Genomic DNA, 22,074 nt, shown 5'->3' with positions numbered 1-22,074 from the left:
TTGTCACGCGATAATGGCGATTTTTTGGACGAGACGATGATGGTGCTGAATCCCCAACAAATGGCCGCCGTAACTTATATCGACGGCCCGTTGCTGGTGCTTGCCGGCGCCGGCAGTGGCAAAACGCGCGTGATTACGCGAAAAATCGCTTATCTGGTAGAAGAATGTGGTTATGCCGCGCCTTCGGTTTATGCGGTGACATTTACTAACAAGGCGGCTAATGAAATGCGCTCTCGCGTCGCTTTAACCTTGCCTGCGGCAAAAAGACGGGGATTGAAAGTCGCTACGTTCCATACGCTCGGTTTAAGTCTGATTAAAAAGGATTTGGCGTTATGCGGTTTAAAGAAAGGGTTCTCTATTTTTGATGCCGAGGACAGCTTACAGTTGTTACGAGGGTTTCTGCCGGCCGGTAAGGCTTCCGTACGTGATTATTTGTTACAGATGCAACAGATAATCTCCCACTGGAAAAATCAGTTACTGACACCGGAACAGGTACTGGCGCTGCCACCTGTCACGCCTTCTCATGAGGAGGCGGCACGACTGTATCCCGCCTACCAGCAGGCATTGAACGCTTATAACGCGGTGGATTTTGACGATTTGATCCGTGTTCCTGTCCGGTTGTTGCAACAGCATGCCGAGGTACGTGAGCGCTGGCAAAATCGTATTCGTCATTTATTGATTGATGAATATCAGGATTCCAATACCAGTCAGTACGAGCTGGTGAAATTGCTGGTTGGTGTCCGGGCCCGCTTTACGGTGGTCGGGGATGATGATCAGTCTATTTACGCCTGGCGAGGCGCCAAACCGGAAAATCTGGCACAATTGCAAAAGGATTATCCGGGACTCAACGTCATCAAACTGGAACAGAATTATCGTTCCACCAGCAGAATTTTGCATGTGGCCAATACCTTGATTGCCAATAACCCCCATTTGTTTGACAAGCGGTTGTGGAGCGATTTGGGGCATGGTGAGGTCTTGCGGGTGTTGTGCTGCAGGGATGAACAGGATGAAGCGGAGCAGGTGGTGGCTGATTTAATCAGTCATAAATTACGAATGGGTCATCCGTTTGGTGATTACGCCATTTTGTATCGCGGCAATCATCAGTCACGAATTTTTGAAAAAGTGCTTCGTCATCATGGGGTTGCCTATCGGATCAGCGGTGGTCAATCCTGGTTTGCCCGTACCGAGATCAAGGATATTTTCGCCTATCTGAAACTCCTGTGTAACGAAGCCGATGACGCGGCGTTTTTACGAGTGATCAATACCCCAAAACGGGGTATTGGCGATTCAACATTGGATGCGCTTGGCCATTACGCGCAAAGTCAGGGTCGAAGTCTTTACGCCTGCGCCGATCATCTGGCGCTGGCCGACAGGATTGGCGATAAACCCAGAGCTGCCCTGGCGCAATTCAAACACTGGTTTGAGCATATAAAAAGCCGTCAGCAGACGCAAGGCGGTATTGATGTGTTGCGCGACATGGTGGAAGACAGCGGTTATGAAGCGTATCTTTATGAGCAAAGCGATACACCGGCCAAAGCGCAAAAACGGATGGAGAGTGTCTGGGAATTGATTGAATGGGTAGGACGACTGCTGGCGAAAGATACTGGGCAGGGATTGGCCGAGGTTGTGAACAAGCTGATTCTCATTGATATCCTGGAACAATCGGATGAACAGGACAAGGACACCATTCAATTACTGACGTTGCACGCGTCCAAAGGGCTGGAGTTCCCCTATGTTTATCTGGTCGGCATGGAGGAAGAATTGCTGCCGCACCGCACCAGTATCGAAGACGAACAGATCGATGAGGAACGCCGTCTGGCCTATGTCGGCATCACTCGCGCCCGCAAGGGATTGTGCTTTACCCTTGCCAGGCAACGTCGCCGCGGCGGCGAATTGCTGGATTGCCAACCCAGCCGCTTTTTAGACGAACTGCCCAAAGACAGTCTGGAGTGGTTTGGTAAAACGATAGAGCGCAACGAAGTCAAATCCAGAGAACTGGCGCGTTCGCATCTGGCGGGATTAAAGAATTTATTGACTTGAGGAGTCGTCGTTATCGGCGTAGCCGAAATACGACGACTGTAATGACACGTCACGCGGCCGGGGCACTGATTTGTTGGGGGAGATCATCTAATAATTGCTGCGTGCTGGTGTTACCATGGCTAAAGAGGCGATGACGGTTATACATCGCCTTCTCTTGTTCCTGCTCGATGCGTGCCTTGGGCGTTTGTACTCTGAAATCAAGATGGCGCAAATCCTGTTGCAGGGCGTTTAATCCCTCAATTTTTTGCCTTGCGCCGGAACGATCTGCCAGAATCAGGCCGCCGAAGTGTTTTGCCTTGTAGCGCTCTATCTTATAGACGGCGTGCTGGGCTTGCCATTGTTCAGCAGGCGCTGCAACATCAACGTGCTCTTCGGTGCGGCGATCTATCTTCTGTCCGGTTTGTTTTTTCCAGGCGTCTGCAAAAGTCAGCGCTTCGCTGGTTGGGCGGGGAGCGGATACCAGGCGGAAAGCCAGGTAATCCCAGCCGGCGGCCAGCAAGTAAACCGGTGAGAAAATCAGTTTGAGAATACGGGTGGGTAAATCGGTACTGTGATCATGCCCTGCTTCTTCAGGATTCAAGCGTTTATCCAGTAAATCGTTAAAATCAGCTTCTTCCTGATCGTGAGCGTGCTCCACGAAATAATGCATGTCTTCAAAGCCTTCGCTGATAATGCCGAGAATCGCTGAAACGATGGCTGGAATGCCGGGAACGCGATCGGCCGTCACGCCTATGCTTATCAAGTGACCGAAAAATAACAATATACGCAAAGGTACGATGGTCACCTTGAGCAAAAGCCGGAACGGATTAAGAATTTGCAGCCAGTTTTCCCGTTGCAGCAATCCGAGGATGCTTTGATGGATGCTCTCATAGGCGCGGCTGAACCAGTTGTGGCCACTGCTCAGGAGACCGTATACAATTTCGAGAGAACCGGCCGTGTTTTCCAGATTAAAGGATAATGCCGCAATGCCGGTAATCAGGGGATTGATAACACCCATGATAAAACCCGGCATTTTCCCCATCCAGGCAAATAAGGGGCGAGAATGTTTGGCCACGGTCCACCATGTGCCTGCGGTACAGATGGTAAGCGCCACCGCCAGGGAGACCAGTAGAACCGCCATACCCACGATCAGGACATTTCGCAGGGTTAATCCTTCCTTTAAGTCGTCTCGAATCCTTTTGTACCACTTGCGAAGGGTGTCGTTGTTGATCATGTCGGTTATGGTGTTGTAGGTCAACAATCCCCAGGCGGCTCCGGCGATAATGGCCATTGGGACGATAAGCACCGGTAATATTCCAAACGGGATAGCGGCCAGCAGGGGAATAGTGGCAAACGCCTCCACCAGGAGATAGGTCGTTCCAAGGCCCATAAACAAGCCGGACAACACACTAAATCCCTGGGTAAGCCGGAATTGCCGGTGGCGGAGTTTGAATAAATTCTGTCTTTCCTGTTGTCCATTTTCAGCCAGCCAGTCTCTCAGTTCTATCTCATAATTGCTTAAAAGAGTTTTATCTTCTCCGGCAGGAGGGAACACTTGCATGGCGAACCATTTTTCCATACCGCGCAGGGTTTTCTTAACCTGTTTTTTGCGGGCCTTGCTGGCGGGATCCAGTTTTTTACCGCTTAATTTAGCCAGTTCCTCAAGTTGCTGTTTGTAATGCCCAAAGAACAATGGGCAGCCTCTTGCTTCGGTGTCGATACCATTTTTGAATAACGATAATAAATACTCGTTGGCCAGATGACGTTTCAGATAATCTCGTCGGGTCAGCTTATCAAGCGCACCCTGGATGTTCTTGTTGTAAATTTCACCTTCATAGGCGACGGATAGGACAAAGGCTCCGATAGCGAGTGGCAACAGCGGCAACAGCGCATACATACCGCCAAAACTTAAAAAACCGAGGATGATACTCGCACCGAAGGTCAATAAAAGAGCCAGGAGGCGAGAGAGATTCTTTTTTGTTTTCATTGTCTATCTTTGAGGCATATTTAAGGTCTTGGTACTTTATAACAAATGAAAATGATTATCAATAAATTGTGATATAAAAAAAATCATTATGATTGTGAGACGATCTGGCTCATGGTGCTCGGCAGTTATTTAACCGGAAAAATAAAGTTGCATCCTGGCGATCATCATGTACTATCAGGAGGCATTTTTATTGAATTTAAGGAGAAACAATGCGCATCAAACAATGGATAACCGGCCTGTCTACGGGTCTTTTTATAACCACTACGTCCATGGCAGCTCAGCCCACCCGGATTATGGAGCAGATACAGGTACCGCAATGTCTGGCCGGCAAATTGTCATCCGACTACAAAGTGCTTGCCGAGAACAAGGCGTTTAAGATTGTGGAAGTGCCGTCCGATCAGCTCGATAACATCGCCATATTGGCCGAAAAGGTTCGTTGCGGGAAGTTTGTTAATGTGAGCCACAAACTGGCCGGAACCGGCAAAGGATTACGGTCACAAACGGCGGAGCAACTGTTAAATAAAAAGGCTGTGAGTAAAAAAATAACCGCTGTCGATGCATATGAAATCAGACACCAGGATGAGGTGGAAGCGGCGTTGGCGAAAGTAAATCCCGATAATATCTGGTCAACCCTGACGCATTTGACTAATTATTACAATCGTTCCGCCACCAAGGATACCGGCGTTGAAACGGCTGAATGGCTTAAAGCAACCTTTGAAACCATGGCGGCTGAATACGGGCGTCAGGATACGGCCACCTATTTTGTCAATACGGGCTGGTGGTATAAGCAACCTTCCGTTGTGACGGTCATCGGCAAGGATATTGACGCGCCGGCGGTAGTCATCGGTGCGCACATGGATACTCTGGACGGACGTATGCCCGGTGCCGGTGATGACGGCAGCGGTTCATCCAGCGTGATGGAACTGGCGCGCGTGTTGCTGTCCAGCCAGCATGAGTTTAAGCGTCCTGTTTATATTGTCTGGTATGCCGCGGAAGAGCGTGGTCTGGTGGGATCGCAGTATGTCGTGCAGGATTTTCTGGACAAACACATTCCCGTGAAGGCCGCCATACAATTTGATATGACCGGTTTTCGTAACGATCAGAATGATCCGACCATGTGGGTCTTCAGAGATTATACGGATAAAAATCTGAGTGATTTCGTGGCGCAATTGATTCAGACTTACGTCAAGGTTCCCGTGGATTATTCGCGTTGCGGTTATGGTTGCAGTGATCACGCGTCATGGATGGCTGAGGGAATTCCCGCAGCATTCCCATGCGAGACCAATTTTGAAGATCATAATCCCTATATACACTCGTCTGATGATCAGATCTCTTTATTAAATCTGGAGCACATGACCAACTTCACCAAGCTTGGTCTGGCGTTTGCCATAGAGCTGGCCAGCGAATAAAGTAAGCCGAATGACCGAGGTTGTTTTTAAAGACAATCTCGGTCAGGTTCTGTCAACAAGCCTTGTAGTTCTAAACAAATAACAGTTTCCTGTAGCCCGTCATGAAGGCGAAGCCGAAATGCGGGATTACGTCCATTTCGGTATTTACCTGTTCTCTTGGGACAATATTGGGGGCATGAAACCCGCAATACGGCCGCAGGCCTCCTTACGGGCTGTTCTTTTGAAAAAAAATTGTCCACATAACCTAATGCGTTTCTTTTTCCTTGTGGTTTTTAACAGGACGAGGCGGACAATGATATTCCTCCGTAACCCGACCTTGCGTATCAACGGCATGCAGTACGACCGGGAATTTCCACAGCGTATGAAGATGTTTCAGTACTTCCCGGGTATTGTCGCCCAGCGGTATGCTATGTTGCTGGGTATATTGCAGCGTCAGAGAGCGATCACCTTCCACATCAACGGAATACACCTGTATATCCGGTTCCAGATAACCCAGATTATATTGCCTTGAGAGTGCTTCCCGAATTTGTTTATACCCTTGTTCATTGTGGATTGCCTCAACGACCAGTTCCGATTGCCTGTGGTCATCGACGATATGAAACAGTTTCAGTTCCCGGATCAAGCGCGGTGACAAGTACTGGGCGATAAAACTCTCATCCTTGAAATTACGCATGGCGGTATCCAGTCCGGTCAGCCAGTCGGTGTTGGCCAGAAAAGGAAACCAGTGCCGATCCTCCTCGGTGGGGTTTTCACAAATCCGCCGGATATCCTGCATCATATGGTAACCCAGCGTGTAGGGATTGATACCGTTATAATAAGGGCTGTTAAACGGCGGTTGCATGATAACATTGGTATGATTTTGCAGAATTTCCAGCATAAATTCGTCGGTGACCAGTCCCTCGTCATAGAGGGCGTGGAGAAGCGTGTAATGCCAGAAGCAGGCCCAGCCTTCGTTCATGACTTTGGTTTGGCCTTGTGGATAAAAATACTGCGCGATTTTACGGACTATGCGCACGATTTCCCGTTGCCATGACTCCAGTAAAGGCGCATTTTTTTCAATAAAATACAGAATGTTTTCCTGCGGCTCCTCCGGAAATCGTTTTTTTTCGCCGTTGGCATCCACCTGTTTGTTTTGCGGGATGGTGCGCCATAATTCATTGACCTGGGATTGCAGATATACTTCCCGGTTTTGCTGCCTGATTTTTTCTTCCTGAATGGAGAGTCCGGCGGGATGTTTGTAGCGATCCACACCATAATTCATCAACGCATGGCAGGCATCGAGGACGGCTTCCACTTCATCGATCCCGTGCCGTAACTCGCATTCGCTGATGTAATTTCTGGCAAACACCAGATAATCGATGATGGCATCCGCCGAAGTCCACATTTTAAACAGGTAATTATTCTTGAAGAACGAGTTGTGGCCATAACAGGCGTGTGCGATGACCAGAGCCTGCATGGCCATGGTATTCTCTTCCATCAAATAGGAAATACAGGGATTGGAGTTAATAACCAGTTCATAAGCCAGCCCCATCTGTCCCCGTTTATAGCTTTTTTCAACTCCGACAAAATGCTTGCCGAAAGACCAGTGATGATAGCCGATGGGCATGCCTACCGAAGCGTAGGCATCCATCATCTGTTCGGCGGTAATCACTTCGATTTGATTCGGATAGGTATCGAGCTTGAAGTCGCCGGCCAGACGGGCTATTTCCTTGTCGTAGGCTTGAATTAATTCAAAGGTCCATTCGGCGCCGGTTGAAATGGGCTTTTTTTTTCTCATACCACCTTCCTTTTGAATAATTCACGAAATACCGGATAGATATCGGCGACATTATCAATATTTTCCATAGCGAAATTAGGGTATTGCTGGCGCACTTTCTGGTAGACTTCCCATAAGCTCTGGTGATGGCGGGGCATAATCTCTATGTACGCAAAGTACTGCAGCAGGGGCATAATCTGTTCTTGTAATAACTCCTGGCAATAGGGCGAGTCGGCGTTCCAGTTATCGCCGTCGGATGCCTGTGCCACATAGATATTCCATGCGGAAGGCGGATAGCGCGCTTCGATGATCGTGTTCAACAATTCCAGGGCGCTGGATACGACGGTTCCTCCGGTTTCGCGGGAGTAAAAGAATTCTTCTTCATTGACTTCCTTGGCGGAGGTATGGTGGCGAATAAAAACCAGTTCTATTTTTTCATAGTTTCGGGTAAGAAACAGATACAGCAAAATAAAAAAACGCTTGGCAATGTCTTTTTTCGCCTCGTCCATGGAACCGGATACATCCATGACACAAAACATCACGGCCTGGGTCGAGGGCGCCGGAATACGAACGCGGTTGTTATAGCGCAAATCCAGGGTATCGATAAACGGCACGGATTGAATTTTTTTCTTGAGAAATTCAATATCGCGCTGCAATCGTAGCAGGTCGACTTTTTCCGGGCTGGATTGTTCTTCCAGTCTGGCCAGCTCGGCTTCTGCCGCCCGTAGCTGACGTTTGTAGGGAGAAGCCAGTGCCACACGTCTGCCTGTTGCCTGACGCATGGATCGCACCACGTTGATGTTACTGGGGATCCCGCTGCTGGTTACTCCGGCGCGCACGGTTTTGTAGGTTGTCATGCGTGCCAGCTCTTTTTTGACCAGGTCGGGTAATTCGAGATCTTCAAAATAGAGTTCCAGGAATTCTTCACGAGACAGTTGAAAGACGAATTCGTCTTCGCCCTCGCCGCCGTTGCTGGCCTGGCTCCCGCCTCCACCACCACCCTGCTCTTCCGGACGCTTGATCCGGTCTCCGGCTATAAATTGATCATTGCCCGGCAGGACACGTTCGACGTAGCCGCCCCTCCCTTTATGAAAGCGCGGTTCGGAAATGTCTTTTGCAGGTATGCTGATTTGCTCGCCCTGATCGATATCGGTAATGCTGCGCTTGCCCATGGCATCGGAGACGGCACGCTTGATTTGATGTTTATAGCGTCTCAGAAAACGCTGACGATTTACCGTACTTTTTTTACCGGCGTTTTGCCGACGGTCTATTAGTTGCGACATCCTCACATCCTTATCAGTCATTCGGGCCGTGGCATTCGGAAATCATCCGGTACCACGGCCGAATTTATCTGTATTATTGCGATTTGCGCACACGTAAATACCATTCGCACAGCAGTCGGACCTGTTTGCGTGTATAGCCTTTCTCAACCATGCGAGAGATAAACTCCTCATGTTTTTTCTTGTCGTCTTCCGATGCCTTGGCATTAAAGGATATGACCGGTAACAGATCTTCCGTATTGGTGAACATTTTCTTTTCAATGACGGTTTTTAATTTTTCGTAGCTGTTCCACACGGGATTTTTGCCGTGATTGTTCGCGCGTGCGCGCAGCACGAAGTTCACGACTTCGTTACGGAAATCCTTGGGATTGGAAATGCCGGCGGGTTTTTCGATTTTTTCCAGCTCGGAATTAAGCGAGCCCCTATCGAAAATTTCACCGGTATCCGGATCCCGATAATCCTGATCCTGAATCCAGAAGTCCGCATAGGTAATATAACGGTCGAAAATATTTTGTCCGTATTCGGAATAGGATTCCAGGTAAGCAGTCTGAATTTCCTTGCCGATGAATTCCACGTATTTATGAGATAAGTGTTCCTTGATAAAGGTCAGGTATTTTTCCTGCAGTTCCTGCGGGAATTGTTCCTGTTCTATTTGCCGCTCCAGCACGTACATCAAATGCACGGGGTTGGCCGCCACCTCCGTATGATCGAAATTGAACACTTTTGACAGGATTTTGAAGGCGAAGCGGGTGGAGATGCCGCTCATTCCTTCATCAACCCCGGCAAAATCGCGGTATTCCTGATAGGATTTGGCTTTCGGATCGGTGTCTTTCAGACTTTCGCCATTATAGACGCGCATCTTTGAATAGATGCTTGAGTTCTGTGGTTCTTTCAAGCGGGTCAGTACGGAAAACTGTGCCAGCATATCGAGGGTGCCGGGCGCACAGGGTGCTTCTCTTAAGGAACTGTTATCCAGCAGTTTCTGGTAAATTCTGGTTTCTTCCGAAATGCGAAGGCAGTAGGGCACTTTAACGATATTAATCCGGTCTATAAACGCCTCGTTGTTTTTATTATTGCGAAACGTCTGCCATTCCGCCTCGTTGGAGTGGGCGAGAATAATGCCCTCAAACGGTATGGCGGACAATCCTTCTGTGGGATTGTAATTGCCTTCCTGAGTTGCGGTCAGCAAGGGATGGAGCACCTTAATAGGCGCTTTGAACATTTCCACAAACTCCATAATACCGCGGTTGGCACGGCAAAGACCTCCGGAGAAACTGTAGGCGTCCGGATCGTCCTGAGAGAACTCTTCCAGTTTACGGATATCGACTTTACCGACCAGTGAGGAAATATCCTGGTTGTTTTCATCACCCGGCTCCGTCTTGGAAACAGCGATTTGTTTCAGGCGGGACGGTTTGACCTTGATGACTTTGAATTGATTAATGTCGCCATTGTATTCCTGCAATCGTTTTACGGCCCAGGGGGACATGACGTAGCGGAGATGGCGGGTTGGAATGCCGTAGCGTTCCTGAAGTAATTCGCCGTCTTCTTCCGGATCAAACAGGGACAGGGGTGATTCAAAAACGGGTGAGCCCTTGATGGCGTAGAAAGGTACTTTCTGCATGAGATCCTTGAGTTTTTCGGCCAGAGAGGATTTTCCACCGCCAACCGGTCCGAGGAGGTAAAGAACCTGTTTGGTTTCTTCCAGCCCTTGTGCCGCGTGCTTCAGAAAGCCGACAATCTGTTCAATAGGTTCTTCCATGCCATAAAACTCGGAAAACACCTCATATCGCGGAATAATTTTGTTGGAAAAAAGACGGGACAACACCGGATCATGGCGGGTGTCGAGCATTTCCGGTTCACCGATAGCTATTAACAGCCGTTCCGCCGGGTTGGCAAAGGCCCCCGGATCAGTTTTACACAGTTCCAGATACTCGTTTAAGCTAAGCTCCTCTTCCTTGTTGTCCACAAAGCGTCTGGTGTAATTCGTTAAAAAATCATCTGTATTCATAAGCCGGCCCCTTATTACTGATCCCTGATGGGAAAACGCTATTTTACTTCTTGTTTGTTTTGCATTTCGCTGATAAAAGCGAGAAACTATCTTAAATTTAGTATAGCTAAAATGACTCGTGATGGTAGAAGCTATCACAGAAAAATATTAAAAAAAATCAATTCCCTATTTCATCCGCAACCATGATGTTGAAAATGGAGCAATGTTTATGCAAAACACGACCGTTTACCTGAAAGATTACCAACCCCCGGTTTTTGCTGTCGAGTCGGTGGCGTTGAATTTTGATTTATTCGATGATCATGCCCTTATTGAAAACCGTATGGTGGTGACGCGTTTAAACAACGGCCCCTTGCATCTGTATGGTGATGAACTGGAGTTGATACAGTTGTCCGTCGATGATCGTTTGCTGACGGAAAAGGAGTATCGTTTTGAAGGCAGTGATTTGATTGTGGATCATTGTCCGGATCAGGCGGCCCTCAAAATAGTTACCCGGATCCGCCCCCAGGACAACAGCCAGTTATCCGGCCTGTATCGTTCCAATCATCTGTTTTGCACCCAGTGTGAAGCCCAGGGATTTCGCCGCATCACTTTTTTTCCGGATCGTCCCGATGTTCTGACCACCTATACGACACGCATCAGCGCCGATAAGCAAAAATATCCGGTTCTTTTATCCAACGGCAACCTGATCGAGTCCGGCGAATCCTCCGAAGGCCGGCATTGGGTGGTGTGGCAAGATCCCTTTAAAAAACCCTCGTATCTCTTCGCGCTGGTCGCCGGCCATTTACGCTGTGTGGAAGATACCTTTACGACCTGTTCGGGCAGGACGGTTGCTTTAAGGATTTATGTCGAGCCCGGTAATGAAGACAAATGCGGCCATGCCATGGCGTCTTTAAAAAAGGCCATGCGCTGGGATGAGGAAGAATTTGGCCGTGAGTACGATCTGGATATTTTCATGATCGTGGCGGTCAGTGATTTTAATATGGGCGCCATGGAAAACAAAGGGTTGAACATTTTTAATTCCAAATACATTCTGGCCCGTCCGGATACGGCCACCGATCAGGATTTTGCCGCCATCGAAGGCGTGGTCGGGCATGAGTATTTTCACAACTGGACCGGTAACCGGGTGACTTGCAGGGACTGGTTTCAACTCAGTTTGAAAGAAGGTTTGACGGTGTTTCGGGATCAGGAATTTTCGCGTGACATGAATTCCAGGGATGTGAGTCGTATTGATGACGTAAGAATCCTGCGTACCGCACAATTTCCGGAAGACGCCGGCAGTATGGCGCATCCGGTCAGGCCGGAATCGTATCAGGAAATCAATAATTTTTACACCGCAACGGTTTACAACAAGGGTGCGGAAGTGATTAGGATGCAGCATACCTTGCTGGGCAAGGCAGGATTTCGTCGCGGCATGGATTTGTATTTCGAGCGTCATGACGGCCAGGCGGTCACAATCAATGACTTTGTGGCGGCCATGGAAGACGCCAATGAGGTCGATTTGACGCAGTTTAAATACTGGTATAGCCAGGCCGGCACGCCGGAAGTAACGGTAGAAACCGATTATCAGAAGGACTGCCTGACCCTGATCCTGAGCCAGCATTGCCCATCGACCCCGGAGTCGGTTGATAAAAAACCGTTTCATATTCCAGTCAAAATAGCCTTGTTTGACCAGCAGGGGCATGAACTTCCCATTGAACGGGATGTACTGGAATTAAAGGAGCAGCGGCAAACCTTTGTGTTTACAGGCATCAAACAGAAACCTTATGTGTCGCTGTTACGCGATTTTTCAGCGCCGGTCAAACTGAAAAGAAAAACCGGCCAAAACGAATTGCTGGCCTTGCTGCGTTTTGAAAGCAATGGGTTTGCCAAATGGGATATTGCCCAGACGCTGGCCATCGACACCATGACGGCGCAATTGCAAGCCAAGGGCGAGAAGGCCATTCCAGAGGCCTTGCTGGACGCCTGCCACCATATTTTGCTGGATACGACCCTGGATAACGCGCTACGGGCTGAATTACTGACGCCGCCGGGCTTTGAAGACGTGACGGCTTTCATGACGGACATTGATGTCGAGGCCGTGGAAGCCGTTCGCGATCAATACCGTGTCGCATTGGGCGACAGACTGTTCGCCTCCTTTGCGGACATATACCAGTCGCTCTGGACGCAGGAAAAACATACCATGGATGCGCATGCTTACGGGCAACGCAAGCTGCGTAATATTTGTCTCTCTTACATGATGAAAGCACGGGAACAGGACACTTTGGACATTTGCCGGCATCAATTTGACCATGCCCGAACCATGACCGATCAAATGGCCGGATTTGCGCTGCTCAATAACTGTTCTTCCCCGCAGGAGCGTCAGCAGGCTGTCGAGCGATTTTACCGCCAGTGGCAGAAAGACGAACTGGTGCTGGATAAATGGTTTGCCGTTCAGGCCTCATCTGAAGCGCCCGATACGTTGCAAAGGGTTGTTGCGTTACTGAAACATCCGGCGTTTTCCCTGCGCAATCCCAACAAGGTCCGCGCTCTGATAGGCGCTTTTTGTATGAATAATCCCCGGCACTTTCACGACAAAGACGGTCGCGGTTATGAATTTCTGGCAAGCCGGCTACTCGAGCTTGATACATTAAATCCGCAAGTGGCCGCCAGACTGGCCACCCCGTTTACCCGCTGGCGACGGTTTGACAGCCTCAGGCAAGGGTTAATGAAAGCACAGCTTGAGCGTCTGGCGGCTCTTGAGTTGTCACGCGATCTGGGTGAAATAGTTTCCAAAAGCCTCAAGGTCTGAGGCAACGCCAGGTTCGTGAACCAAAATTTTCTTCGCACCATTTTTTGCGAAAAAACAGTAGCCCGTAAGAAGGCCTGCGGCCGTATTGCGGGTTTGATGTGCCACTTATGAACGTTTTCCCGCATTACGGCTTCGCCTTCATGACGGGCTACAAGACATTATTAGTTGTTGCGCAACAATAGTTGCCTTGTTTTCGATCGGAAAAAAATTGGTTCTCAGAACCTGGGGTTTCACGGATTGGAGAATCATTTTAGCGGGTTGCCAATGGCAACCCGCAGTCTTTACAGTCCGTATCCCGATTCTTCTTCATGCTCTGTGTCAGGTTCGGTAGTCATCGTCATTTCCGCGCCGGCTTCCATGTTAAAGAAGTCAATACCCGCAAAATCCCTGACCAGACACAACACCGTGGTTGCCAGCCTGCCGTTTGACTTAACTATTTTGCCCTCGGGCAGACTGCTTTTAAACTCCTGTAAAAAGCGGATCAGCGTTGCTTCATCGGCAATACGTTCATATCGCTCTTCGGACAGGAGGTTGTGAATCCGTGCACCATGGGTGGTGTTCATATGGCCGCTGGCAACGCGTAAAAATGAGGCGCTCCAGCCGGATCGGCCCGGTGCCGATTTCGCATATTGTCTCAGTGCCTGGTGAATTAACGCATACAGATTGTCACGATGCTCCGGGTATTGGTGAGCCAGATCAAAATATTGCTTGATGCTGTTAAAGCGGGGAGGGTTAGATTGATATCGGGCCTCGACCAATCTCCTGGCAGATGTGCGAACATCTCTTATCATACCAAGCCGTTGATCAAGATCAATGAAGTATTTACCTTTTGAGTTTTTTGCCGCCAGCAATCTGGCAATGATTTTAAAATGCCTCGCGTTGATTGCCAAAAAAAAATTCGATTGTCTAAACAAATTCTGTTTGGTTTCGCTAAAACAGATTTTATAAAACTCATCATTGAAAATTTTGGGGTTTTTGTCCCTCAAAGCCAAAAGAGATTCAAGAGTCTCTGTTGCCTTATCACGAAAGCGTGGGGTCACTATTTGAAACTGTATATTTCTGGCAGTTTTGGCTGGAAGTATAAGGGACAGGGTTATGTCTTCACCCATCCTTATTTCGGCGTCTGTTAGCGTCATGTTGCCATCTAACACCGATTGTTTATCCCAACCGGCAAGTTCTTTCATGCGGGCAACAAAATCGGCAAGATTTTCGGCTCCTGTGGGTCGCCAAAGCCAATCCGTATTTAACAGCGATTGAAAATATTGGGACACCCTGCGAGACTGCAGTTTTTCCCTGGGGGTTAAATGATCAAGGATGAACAAGGCGAGTTCATCAGGTAAAACGGACTCCTCTTTGCCGTTGAAAAAAAACGATGGCATGTTACATTCCTACGCAAATCAATACCTTGGTGAGTATTTGTCAAAAATTGTGCAAATGGTATCATGGCCAGATTAACGAAATGTTAAGCGTGTTTTTATAGCACTGCAGGTGGCTTTTTGCTAAGAACAATGGTAGCCCGTAAGGAGGCCGCAGGCCGTATTGCGGGGTTCGCCCTTTAAAACATACAAGAGGTTTTATGTCCGACCATTACGCCGTTATGGGTGATCCCATTGCCCACAGTCTATCGCCTGTTATCCATCACCTGTTTGCCGCCCAGGCTAAAATAACGATTCGCTACGATAAAATATTGGTGCAACCGCAGCAATTCAGGCGGCAGGTGGAACGTTTTTTTCAGGATGGCGGCAAGGGGCTTAATGTCACCCTGCCGTTCAAGGAAGAGGCTTTTGCCATGGCTGGCGTTGCCACGTCACGATGTCAACAGGCCCGCGCGGCCAACACCTTATGGATGGAACAGGGCGTGTTGCACGCCGACAATACCGATGGGGCAGGTTTCATCAGAGACTTGTCTCGTCATGTCGATGTGGCGGGTAAAACCCTATTGTTACTGGGGGCGGGCGGCGCGGCACGGGGGGTGATTGCACCGTTGCTGGCTGCGTCGATCACATCGCTTACGGTGACCAATCGTACCTTGTCGCGGGCGCAGGATTTGCAACATGATTTTCCCGGGATTTTTTGTGTCGCTCTTGATGAGCTGGACACTTATGATGTGATCATCCACGCCACATCAGCGGGTACGCGGGGGGAATCCCTGCTATGGCCGGAACGGCTCCTTGGCGTTGTCCCGTTTTGTTATGATTTGTCGTATCGTTCAAACGGGAGTACGCCTTTTGTCGATTGGGTTCGGCAGCATGGCTGCCGGGCGGTTGACGGTTTGGGGATGCTGGTGGAGCAGGCGGCGGAATCGTTTGAAATCTGGCATGGATTCGAGCCGGAAACGGAAAGCGTTTTGCGGGCATTGCGGCAGGAGCGGTAGCGCCACTTGTCTGAAAAACAGCGGATTAACTGAAAAAACTAAGCAGCGTGGCTTCCTTCGTCAAGGTGTCTTCAAAACCCAGTTTGATTAATTCCACGGTAAATTCCCTTTCAAACAACAAAAAACTCAGCAAGTCGCCGGAGTGGCTTTTGGCGCCAAGCCCGTTGAGTAAAAAGCGTAACAGGGTCGGCATGCTTTGGTATTGGGCCTGGGCAATCGCGGCCACGTCGATGCTTGGTCTTAGGTGCAGGGTTTCTATCGGGCGCCAGGGGGAGCGGCGCTTTCTCCACAGGGAAATCATACGGGCGATATCGTTCATGCGGTTGACCAGTTCAATGTCGCGATCCAGATTATCGAGAAACAATCCGTTGAGCATGCTTCCCAGTATAGGTGCGAAACCAATGTCACCGTTTAGCAGCTTTTCCGGACGGGTTAATTCCGGAAGCTGACGTGTGCCCAGAATCAGAATTTTTTCCACTTGAAAGCGAATGGCGCCTCTAAGAGGAGAAACCAGACCCATACTGCCGTCGCCATAATGAAATCCGTCAATTTTGGTCGGGGGGAAAAACAGCGGCAAAGCGCTGGACGCCAGAATATGCTCCGCCTGGATGTGGGTTCGCTCGCTGAAATGGCGCGGGTAATGCCAGTCTTCAAAATGCGGGCTGTGATGTTGGTAAAAAGAAATGGTCTGATGCGTTTCATAGCAATTGCTGATCACCTCCATGGTTTGCAGATGGTTGCCGGCAATATTCTGTTCTATGTCGTCAAAATTGATATTGGTGGTAATAAAGTCACGTAAAGGGGCGGTGTTGAGTAAATGACCGGATTCCCTTTGTTTGATGAGTATATGACTTAAATTGCGGAATACGGATTTGCTTAAGGCGTAATTGCTGGTATTAAAAATCTGCGAGCAGCTTATCCCCTGCCACAGCGTTTCCATTTTATCCACCGCAGCCGGGAAGTCGGTTGCGTTTTCAGCCAGAATCGCCGCGTTGATACTGCCGATGCTGACGCCGCTTACCATGTCAAAAGGAATTTTTTTTACGCCGAGTATGGCGCTGATTGCTTTAAGCACGCCAGCCTGATAGGCGCCGCGAGCACCTCCGCCGGCAAGATATAGGGCTTTTTTCGCCATGGATTAATTTTTTATAAATGATATTTTGCAATATAGATGACTTGTGCGGGATATGGCAAGAGTGAAGAAGGATAAATTCGAGAAAATCTCCCGAATCAAAACGTTATTTTAAATTTAAATCCGGCACAATCACGTCATTCTTTGTTAAGGATTCGTTGCTATAGTATTAATAATCCTGATAAACAACGGTACTGCGACATGAGTAAGAAAAAATCAGAAATTCTTACGGATGAAGAGAGAAAATGGGATCCTGAAACCATTAAAGAGTGGACGAACAAAGCGGGGGAAATGCGAAAGCCGGTCATCATTACCGGTAAACTTCCGGAAGAAAGCAAATTTTATCAGAAATTTTTTGAAAAAATATTGCCGGGTTTTACCGGATTGACGCATACGCTGGCCGATACCGGGGGTGGTGTCACTAAAGCCATTTCTCTAAGCCATGCTACCCATACGCTACAGGCGGCGGGTTCCGGTTTTCAAATCGCGGGTGTGGCATTAGCCGGCCTGAATTTTATCCGTATCCCGGCGATTTATCTTGGCGCGCTCATCGCCGGGAAAAAACCGCCGATTACCTTGAGTCGCAATGCAAGCTGGGCTTATTCCGGGGTGATTCTGGGCCTGGCGTTGTCCGCTCTTCTGGTGCCGGCTGCCGCAGGCCCCATCGGTATTGCCATTGGTGGTCTGGTGCTTGGTGTCAGTGTGTTTTCCATGGGAAAATTGTTATATCAACGCTATAAAACAAACAAGGCGTTGAAAGCGGTCAAGCTGGAAATCGATGCTGAAAACAACAATCTGGAAGAAATTCAGAATGAAATTAAGGACGCGCACGATTTGTTGCAAGGACTTGAGGACGATTATAAAAACGGTCGCATTGATGAAGCGGCCTATAAGCGTGCGGCTCAACCGCACTGCGAGAAGCTGGAGGCATTGGAAACGAGCTATCAGGCATCTGTAGGGAAATTACAAAAACTGCACGATACCAAAGTCTTGCAGGAAAAAAAGCTGTCCATGATGGGAGCCGCCGCCTTTCTGGACAAAGGCGTGGGTATCGGGCTGGCTTCCCTGGCTGTGGCCGGTCTTGCTCTGAGTCTGTTTTTCCCACCGGTGGGGTTAGGTATTTTTGCCGCCAGCGCCGGGTTAGGCGCCGCGTATATTGTTGGCCGTATCACAGTACCCCTGGTTGCGCCTTTATTTAAAAAACTGGGTGGCTGGGTAGCCGGCAAACTGGGGTGGGGACAAAAAGCAACGGCTTCCCCGTCCGTGTTGAAGGACGCCATGGAAGAAACCGCAGCGTTGCTTGATAAATCGGAGAAGCCGCTCAGCGTGACGGACAGTGAGCATCCTGCGCTTGACAAGGGAAAAGACAAGGAAATACTGGACGAAAGCCTGCCTGCGCCCTCGCCTGCCCCTGAAAAAATGCTGGATTCAACCAGTAAAATAGAATTGCTCATGTCCGGGAAGAAGGATGTCGAGTCAGGATTACGGCACATGATGGAAAATACAGAGGCGGCAGGTAAGCTGGATGCAGAAATTGGACGTATCGTCAGAAATGATGATCCCAGGGAAGCGCTGAATTTTATAAAAGACTTGTCACAGCAGGCTTTCAAACAGCACTGCGTGCATCAGGATTTAACCTGCTTGCTAAACACCTTTGATAATATGCCGAAACTTCTTCCGGTGCTGCAAAGGGCGATGAAACAAATTGCTGGCGGAGAAATACGATTGTCTGCACAAGAGCGTGAACAATTATTAAAATCCGGACCATTAATGGAGATATTACGCAAGCAGGATCTGGATATCTCGGGAGAGACTCTGGCGCCGGTACGTCCTGACGCAGTCCGGGGTATGGATGCGACCAAACCCGCCACGAAGAAGGTATCTGACGATGAGGAAGGTGAGAGCGAGGGAGAAAACCCTGCCAATGTCCATTAGGTTCTGTGCACAAAAATGTTCACAACCGCCAATGCGATTGATTGGTACCATTTTCCTTTTGAATTTGTTGGTTTGCCATCAGGATGGGATACAGGGTCGAGCGAGGCGCCCGGCCTGATTTTTCGCTTCGATAAATCTCATGTCAACAAGCCCCAGCCTCTATCCAGGCAAAAAAGCCTGATTGCAATTCACAAAAAACTGGTATAGTTTAAATGGTCAAATTAATGGATTAAGAGGGCTCATGCTGGCATTATTTCGTGAGCAGCCGCGCGCATTTTACATGATTTTCATGCTGGAAATCTGGGAGCGGTTCGGGTTTTATACGGTACAGGGTATTTTAACCTTGTATTTTATTCGTTTTCTCGGCTTTAGCGACAGTGAAGCCTATTTCACATTCGGGGCATTTTCGGCGCTAGTCTATGGAATGGTCGCCTTGGGCGGTTATCTGGGCGATAAAGTGCTCGGCACGAAAAGAACGATTGTTCTTGGCCTGTTTACGCTGGCTTTCGGATATCTGGCGCTGACGATTGCAGATAAACAAAGTGTTTTCCTCGCCCTGGGGTTGATTTGTGTCGGTAATGGTCTGTTTAAAGCCAATCCCTCCAGTTTGCTGGCCAAGTGTTATGATGATGGTGATCATCGTCTGTACGGTGGTTTTACGCTGTATTACATGGCCATCAATCTTGGTTCGACCGTGGCCTTGTTTGTGGGGCCGAGCCTGTCTTCCATCTATGGTTACTCATACGCCTATTTTGTGAGTTTCATAGGCCTGGTTCTCGGGCTGGCCAATTACTGGTTTCAGCGCCGTCATGTGGCCGATATTAACACGTATGCGGATAGCAAAATCATTAAAGTCCGGCAGTGGTTTCTTGTTGTCGCGGGTATTATCCTGGCCACGGCGGCTTGTGCCTGGCTTCTCCAGCACGTTACGATAACCAGGCGGTTGTTATGGATTGTCACAGCGCTTGTTGTCGCCATTTATTTTTTCTATATGAAACAGGAGCGTAAAACGTCGGTTTTACGTATGCTGGTTGCTTTTGTTTTAATGCTCGAAGCCATTGTGTTTTTTACGCTTTACCAGCAGATGCCTACGTCATTGAATCTGTTCGCCGTCAATAATGTGGTGCCTACCCTGCTTGGGATTCCGCTTGATCCGCAGAGTTTTCAGGCTTTGAATCCTATCTGGATTATCGCTATGAGTCCTGTGCTGGCCATGGTTTACAGCAAGCTTTATCACCGCGGCGTTTCCTTTCCTGTTCCTTATAAATTTGCTGTGGGCATGATTTGTTGCGGGTTAAGCTTTTCTTTACTGTTTTTCGCCCGTTTTACTCCTGATGAAGCAGGCATGGTGTCGTCCTGGTGGCTGGTTGCCAGTTACTTTTTTCAAAGCACAGGGGAATTAATGGTTTCCGCACTAGGTGTGGCTATGGTTGCCGAGCTTGTCCCCAGGCAAATCGCAGGTTTTGTGATGGGCATGTGGTTTTTAACCTCTTCAGTCGCCGGTTTCATCGGCGCCTCCGTGGCATCGTTGACGTCTTTGCCAGAGAACATCAAGCCGGGACTGGAGTCGTTGACTATCTATACCAGGGTTTTCGCGTGGATTGGCATTGTGACTCTGGTTATCGGGGTGTTGATGTGGCTTATCGCCCCTCGTTTGAGCCGTTATATAAAAACACCGGCCGAGCCATCTCATGACGACACGGTGCGGGATAAACCGGCAAAAAATGAAAGCGACGCCGGGGTGGGGAGAAACGACCAATCCTGCACACACATTCCCTCCAACGCGTGATATTCGGATGTGAACCCGCACTACCTTTGAAAGCCTCCTTGTAGACGGACGCTCTTTCCATGTTGTTCACGGAACCTGCGTTTTTTTATGAAAATTTTCCCAGGTGAAAAATTTTTTTCGCAATCCTTACAATTTTCTTAATATTTGTTTAATAAAAATTCACTATGATGGCGGTATGTCACTTGTCTGCGGATTTTCCAGGCAGGCTTGTAATAACGTCCTTGGAGTAAAAGCGTGGCTCTCGATTCTATTCAATTGTCAGACGCCAGCAAAAAAATTGCTGAAACACTTAAAAGTAGCGACTCGATTAGGCAGGAGATCCTTGCTGTTCAGGAAATGTCACTACAAAAGCTGATTGAAACACTGAAAAATATTGAACTGCAAAGAGATAACGAGCGTTTTTTGCTGGAATCGCTATACGTGTCCCTGATGAAGGATATGAATCGTGCCCTGGCGAAAAACGGGCAAAAAAAAGAGGCGAAAAAACATAAATCCGGAAGCTGGGCTAACAAAATCAAGTTGCTTGGGCTTGCCATTGCCGGGATTGTGTATTTCGGCTGTGAAGGATTTGACGGTGTAACCGCTTTACTGGGCATTTTTAATTTACCGGCATTGACTATTTTTCTGGTAGGCATCGGATTTTCGCTGTTGTCTATTGTTGTATTTTGTGCCTTTGATCTGGTTGAGATATCCCATAACCTGGGTGTTGATTTTAAAAGCTCACGCAAAATTATTGATATCTACCTGGAAGAAATTAAGTCCCTTAAAGCAATCAGAAGGACGATTAGGGACAATTACTCAAACTCACAATCCGATGCCGAAATAACGCAATACCTTGAATTGATCGAGATATTGCAGAAAAAACACGAGATGTTGAATGAAGCACGTCAGCAGTTGCAAAAATCGCTTAATAAACCCTGGCTGAAAGCAGGCAAGATAGCAACAGCGGGTATTGCCGGTATCATATTTTTCAGTGGCGGCTTTTTTGCCGGCCAAACCGTGGCGCTTGCCGTAGGAGGCCTGTTTGCCGCCGGGGCTTTGACGCCTACGTTTTGGCCTATTATCCTGGCCAGTGTTTTGGTGGGACTGGCGGCTCTCAGTGTGTACTGGTTTGTGGAGCGTCCCGGTATAGAAAATTTAATAGGACGCTGGGTTGGACTGGATAAGGAAAAAATTGATACATTTTGTGACAAAGACAAAGTGGCTAAAGAAGCCAGAAAACTGTCTGCCTTGCAAAGCAGCCTGGAGGAGAAAAAACAGGATCTAATTGAACATCGACAGACCAGGAGCGAATTGCAAAGCACGAAGGAGGAGCTGGAAAAAGTCAAACAGGAGAAGTCGGAATTAGTCAAATCCGTACTGTGCGATGGGGGGTTCGGACTTTTCAGAACAGGAAAAGAAGGGAAAACCCCATCAGTTGATCATTTTTCCCGGTTGAGCCGAAGCCAATCTATGGATGATTTGCATCATGGCTATGTTCGCTCTGAGCAACCATCTTTGTTATTCTAGTACAACGTTTCACTGAAGTTGTCTTGCTTGTTTGTTATTGCCGCGACAGCGGGTCAAGTCGTAGGTCGGGCGCCTCGCCCGACCTACC

General features: G+C 48.6%; 13 protein-coding genes. 7 read left to right on the top strand and 6 right to left on the bottom strand.

Going from position 1 to position 22,074, the window contains the following annotated elements; genetic code table 11:
• Nucleotides 1–42 precede the first annotated feature (42 nt).
• Nucleotides 43–2,040, top strand: coding sequence for a UvrD-helicase domain-containing protein (locus tag CKW05_RS14475; RefSeq protein WP_058483003.1), 1,998 nt, complete (start codon nucleotides 43–45; stop codon nucleotides 2,038–2,040).
• Nucleotides 2,041–2,089: 49 nt separating this feature from the next.
• Here CKW05_RS14475 and CKW05_RS14470 read toward each other — a convergent pair whose 3' ends face one another.
• A complete protein-coding gene (locus CKW05_RS14470; RefSeq protein WP_058482861.1) occupies nucleotides 2,090–4,006 on the bottom strand; it encodes a hypothetical protein in 1,917 nt (638 codons plus the stop codon).
• A 209-nt stretch (nucleotides 4,007–4,215) separates the two neighbouring features.
• On the opposite strand from CKW05_RS14470, the gene lapA reads away from it, so the two are divergent.
• Complete coding sequence (gene lapA, locus CKW05_RS14465) at nucleotides 4,216–5,415, top strand: aminopeptidase LapA (RefSeq protein ID WP_058482860.1); 1,200 nt, start codon at nucleotides 4,216–4,218, stop codon at nucleotides 5,413–5,415.
• A gap of 244 nt (nucleotides 5,416–5,659) precedes the next feature.
• On the opposite strand, the gene CKW05_RS14460 is transcribed toward lapA, so the two are convergent.
• From CKW05_RS14460 to CKW05_RS14450, 3 genes are all read right to left on the bottom strand, one after another.
• Entirely contained in the window at nucleotides 5,660–7,192 is a 1,533-nt protein-coding gene (locus tag CKW05_RS14460) for a SpoVR family protein (protein ID WP_058482859.1), read from the bottom strand.
• Nucleotides 7,189–8,454 carry a YeaH/YhbH family protein gene (locus CKW05_RS14455; protein WP_058482858.1) on the bottom strand — a complete coding sequence of 422 codons (1,266 nt, stop codon included), beginning with the start codon at nucleotides 8,452–8,454 and terminating at the stop codon, nucleotides 7,189–7,191. Before CKW05_RS14455 ends, CKW05_RS14460 begins: the two co-directional genes overlap by 4 nt.
• Nucleotides 8,455–8,527: 73 nt before the next feature.
• Nucleotides 8,528–10,459 carry a PrkA family serine protein kinase gene (locus tag CKW05_RS14450; RefSeq protein ID WP_058482857.1) on the bottom strand — a complete coding sequence of 644 codons (1,932 nt, stop codon included), beginning with the start codon at nucleotides 10,457–10,459 and terminating at the stop codon, nucleotides 8,528–8,530.
• A 208-nt stretch (nucleotides 10,460–10,667) separates the two neighbouring features.
• Here CKW05_RS14450 and pepN point away from each other — a divergent pair, with 208 nt between their 5' ends.
• Nucleotides 10,668–13,247, top strand: a complete 2,580-nt coding sequence (pepN, locus tag CKW05_RS14445; protein ID WP_058482856.1) for an aminopeptidase N — start codon at nucleotides 10,668–10,670, stop codon at nucleotides 13,245–13,247.
• Nucleotides 13,248–13,528: 281 nt separating this feature from the next.
• On the opposite strand, the gene CKW05_RS14440 is transcribed toward pepN, so the two are convergent.
• The gene (locus tag CKW05_RS14440; protein WP_058482855.1) at nucleotides 13,529–14,626 is read right to left on the bottom strand and encodes an F-box-like domain-containing protein; all 1,098 of its coding nucleotides are present in this window, start codon (nucleotides 14,624–14,626) and stop codon (nucleotides 13,529–13,531) included.
• 197 nt (nucleotides 14,627–14,823) lie between these two features.
• Between CKW05_RS14440 and aroE the strand changes: the two genes are divergently transcribed.
• Complete coding sequence (aroE, locus tag CKW05_RS14435) at nucleotides 14,824–15,621, top strand: shikimate dehydrogenase (RefSeq protein WP_058482854.1); 798 nt, start codon at nucleotides 14,824–14,826, stop codon at nucleotides 15,619–15,621.
• Between the two features lie 25 nt (nucleotides 15,622–15,646).
• On the opposite strand, the gene CKW05_RS14430 is transcribed toward aroE, so the two are convergent.
• Nucleotides 15,647–16,756, bottom strand: coding sequence for a patatin-like phospholipase family protein (locus CKW05_RS14430; RefSeq protein WP_058482853.1), 1,110 nt, complete (start codon nucleotides 16,754–16,756; stop codon nucleotides 15,647–15,649).
• Nucleotides 16,757–16,954: 198 nt separating this feature from the next.
• Between CKW05_RS14430 and CKW05_RS14425 the strand changes: the two genes are divergently transcribed.
• The 3 genes from CKW05_RS14425 (at nucleotide 16,955) to CKW05_RS14410 (ending at nucleotide 21,986) form a co-directional block, all read left to right on the top strand.
• Nucleotides 16,955–18,688: a hypothetical protein gene (locus CKW05_RS14425; protein ID WP_058482852.1), complete on the top strand. Its 1,734-nt coding sequence runs from the start codon at nucleotides 16,955–16,957 to the stop codon at nucleotides 18,686–18,688.
• A gap of 241 nt (nucleotides 18,689–18,929) precedes the next feature.
• A complete protein-coding gene (locus CKW05_RS14415; protein ID WP_082642734.1) occupies nucleotides 18,930–20,477 on the top strand; it encodes an oligopeptide:H+ symporter in 1,548 nt (515 codons plus the stop codon).
• Between the two features lie 234 nt (nucleotides 20,478–20,711).
• The gene (locus CKW05_RS14410) at nucleotides 20,712–21,986 is read left to right on the top strand and encodes a coiled-coil domain-containing protein (protein ID WP_058482850.1); all 1,275 of its coding nucleotides are present in this window, start codon (nucleotides 20,712–20,714) and stop codon (nucleotides 21,984–21,986) included.
• Nucleotides 21,987–22,074: the final 88 nt, after the last annotated feature.

The organism is Legionella spiritensis, from assembly GCF_900186965.1.
Lineage (GTDB): Bacteria > Pseudomonadota > Gammaproteobacteria > Legionellales > Legionellaceae > Legionella_C > Legionella_C spiritensis.
Note: the sequence above shows the minus strand (reverse complement) of the source record. Positions and strands in the feature narration are given on the sequence as shown.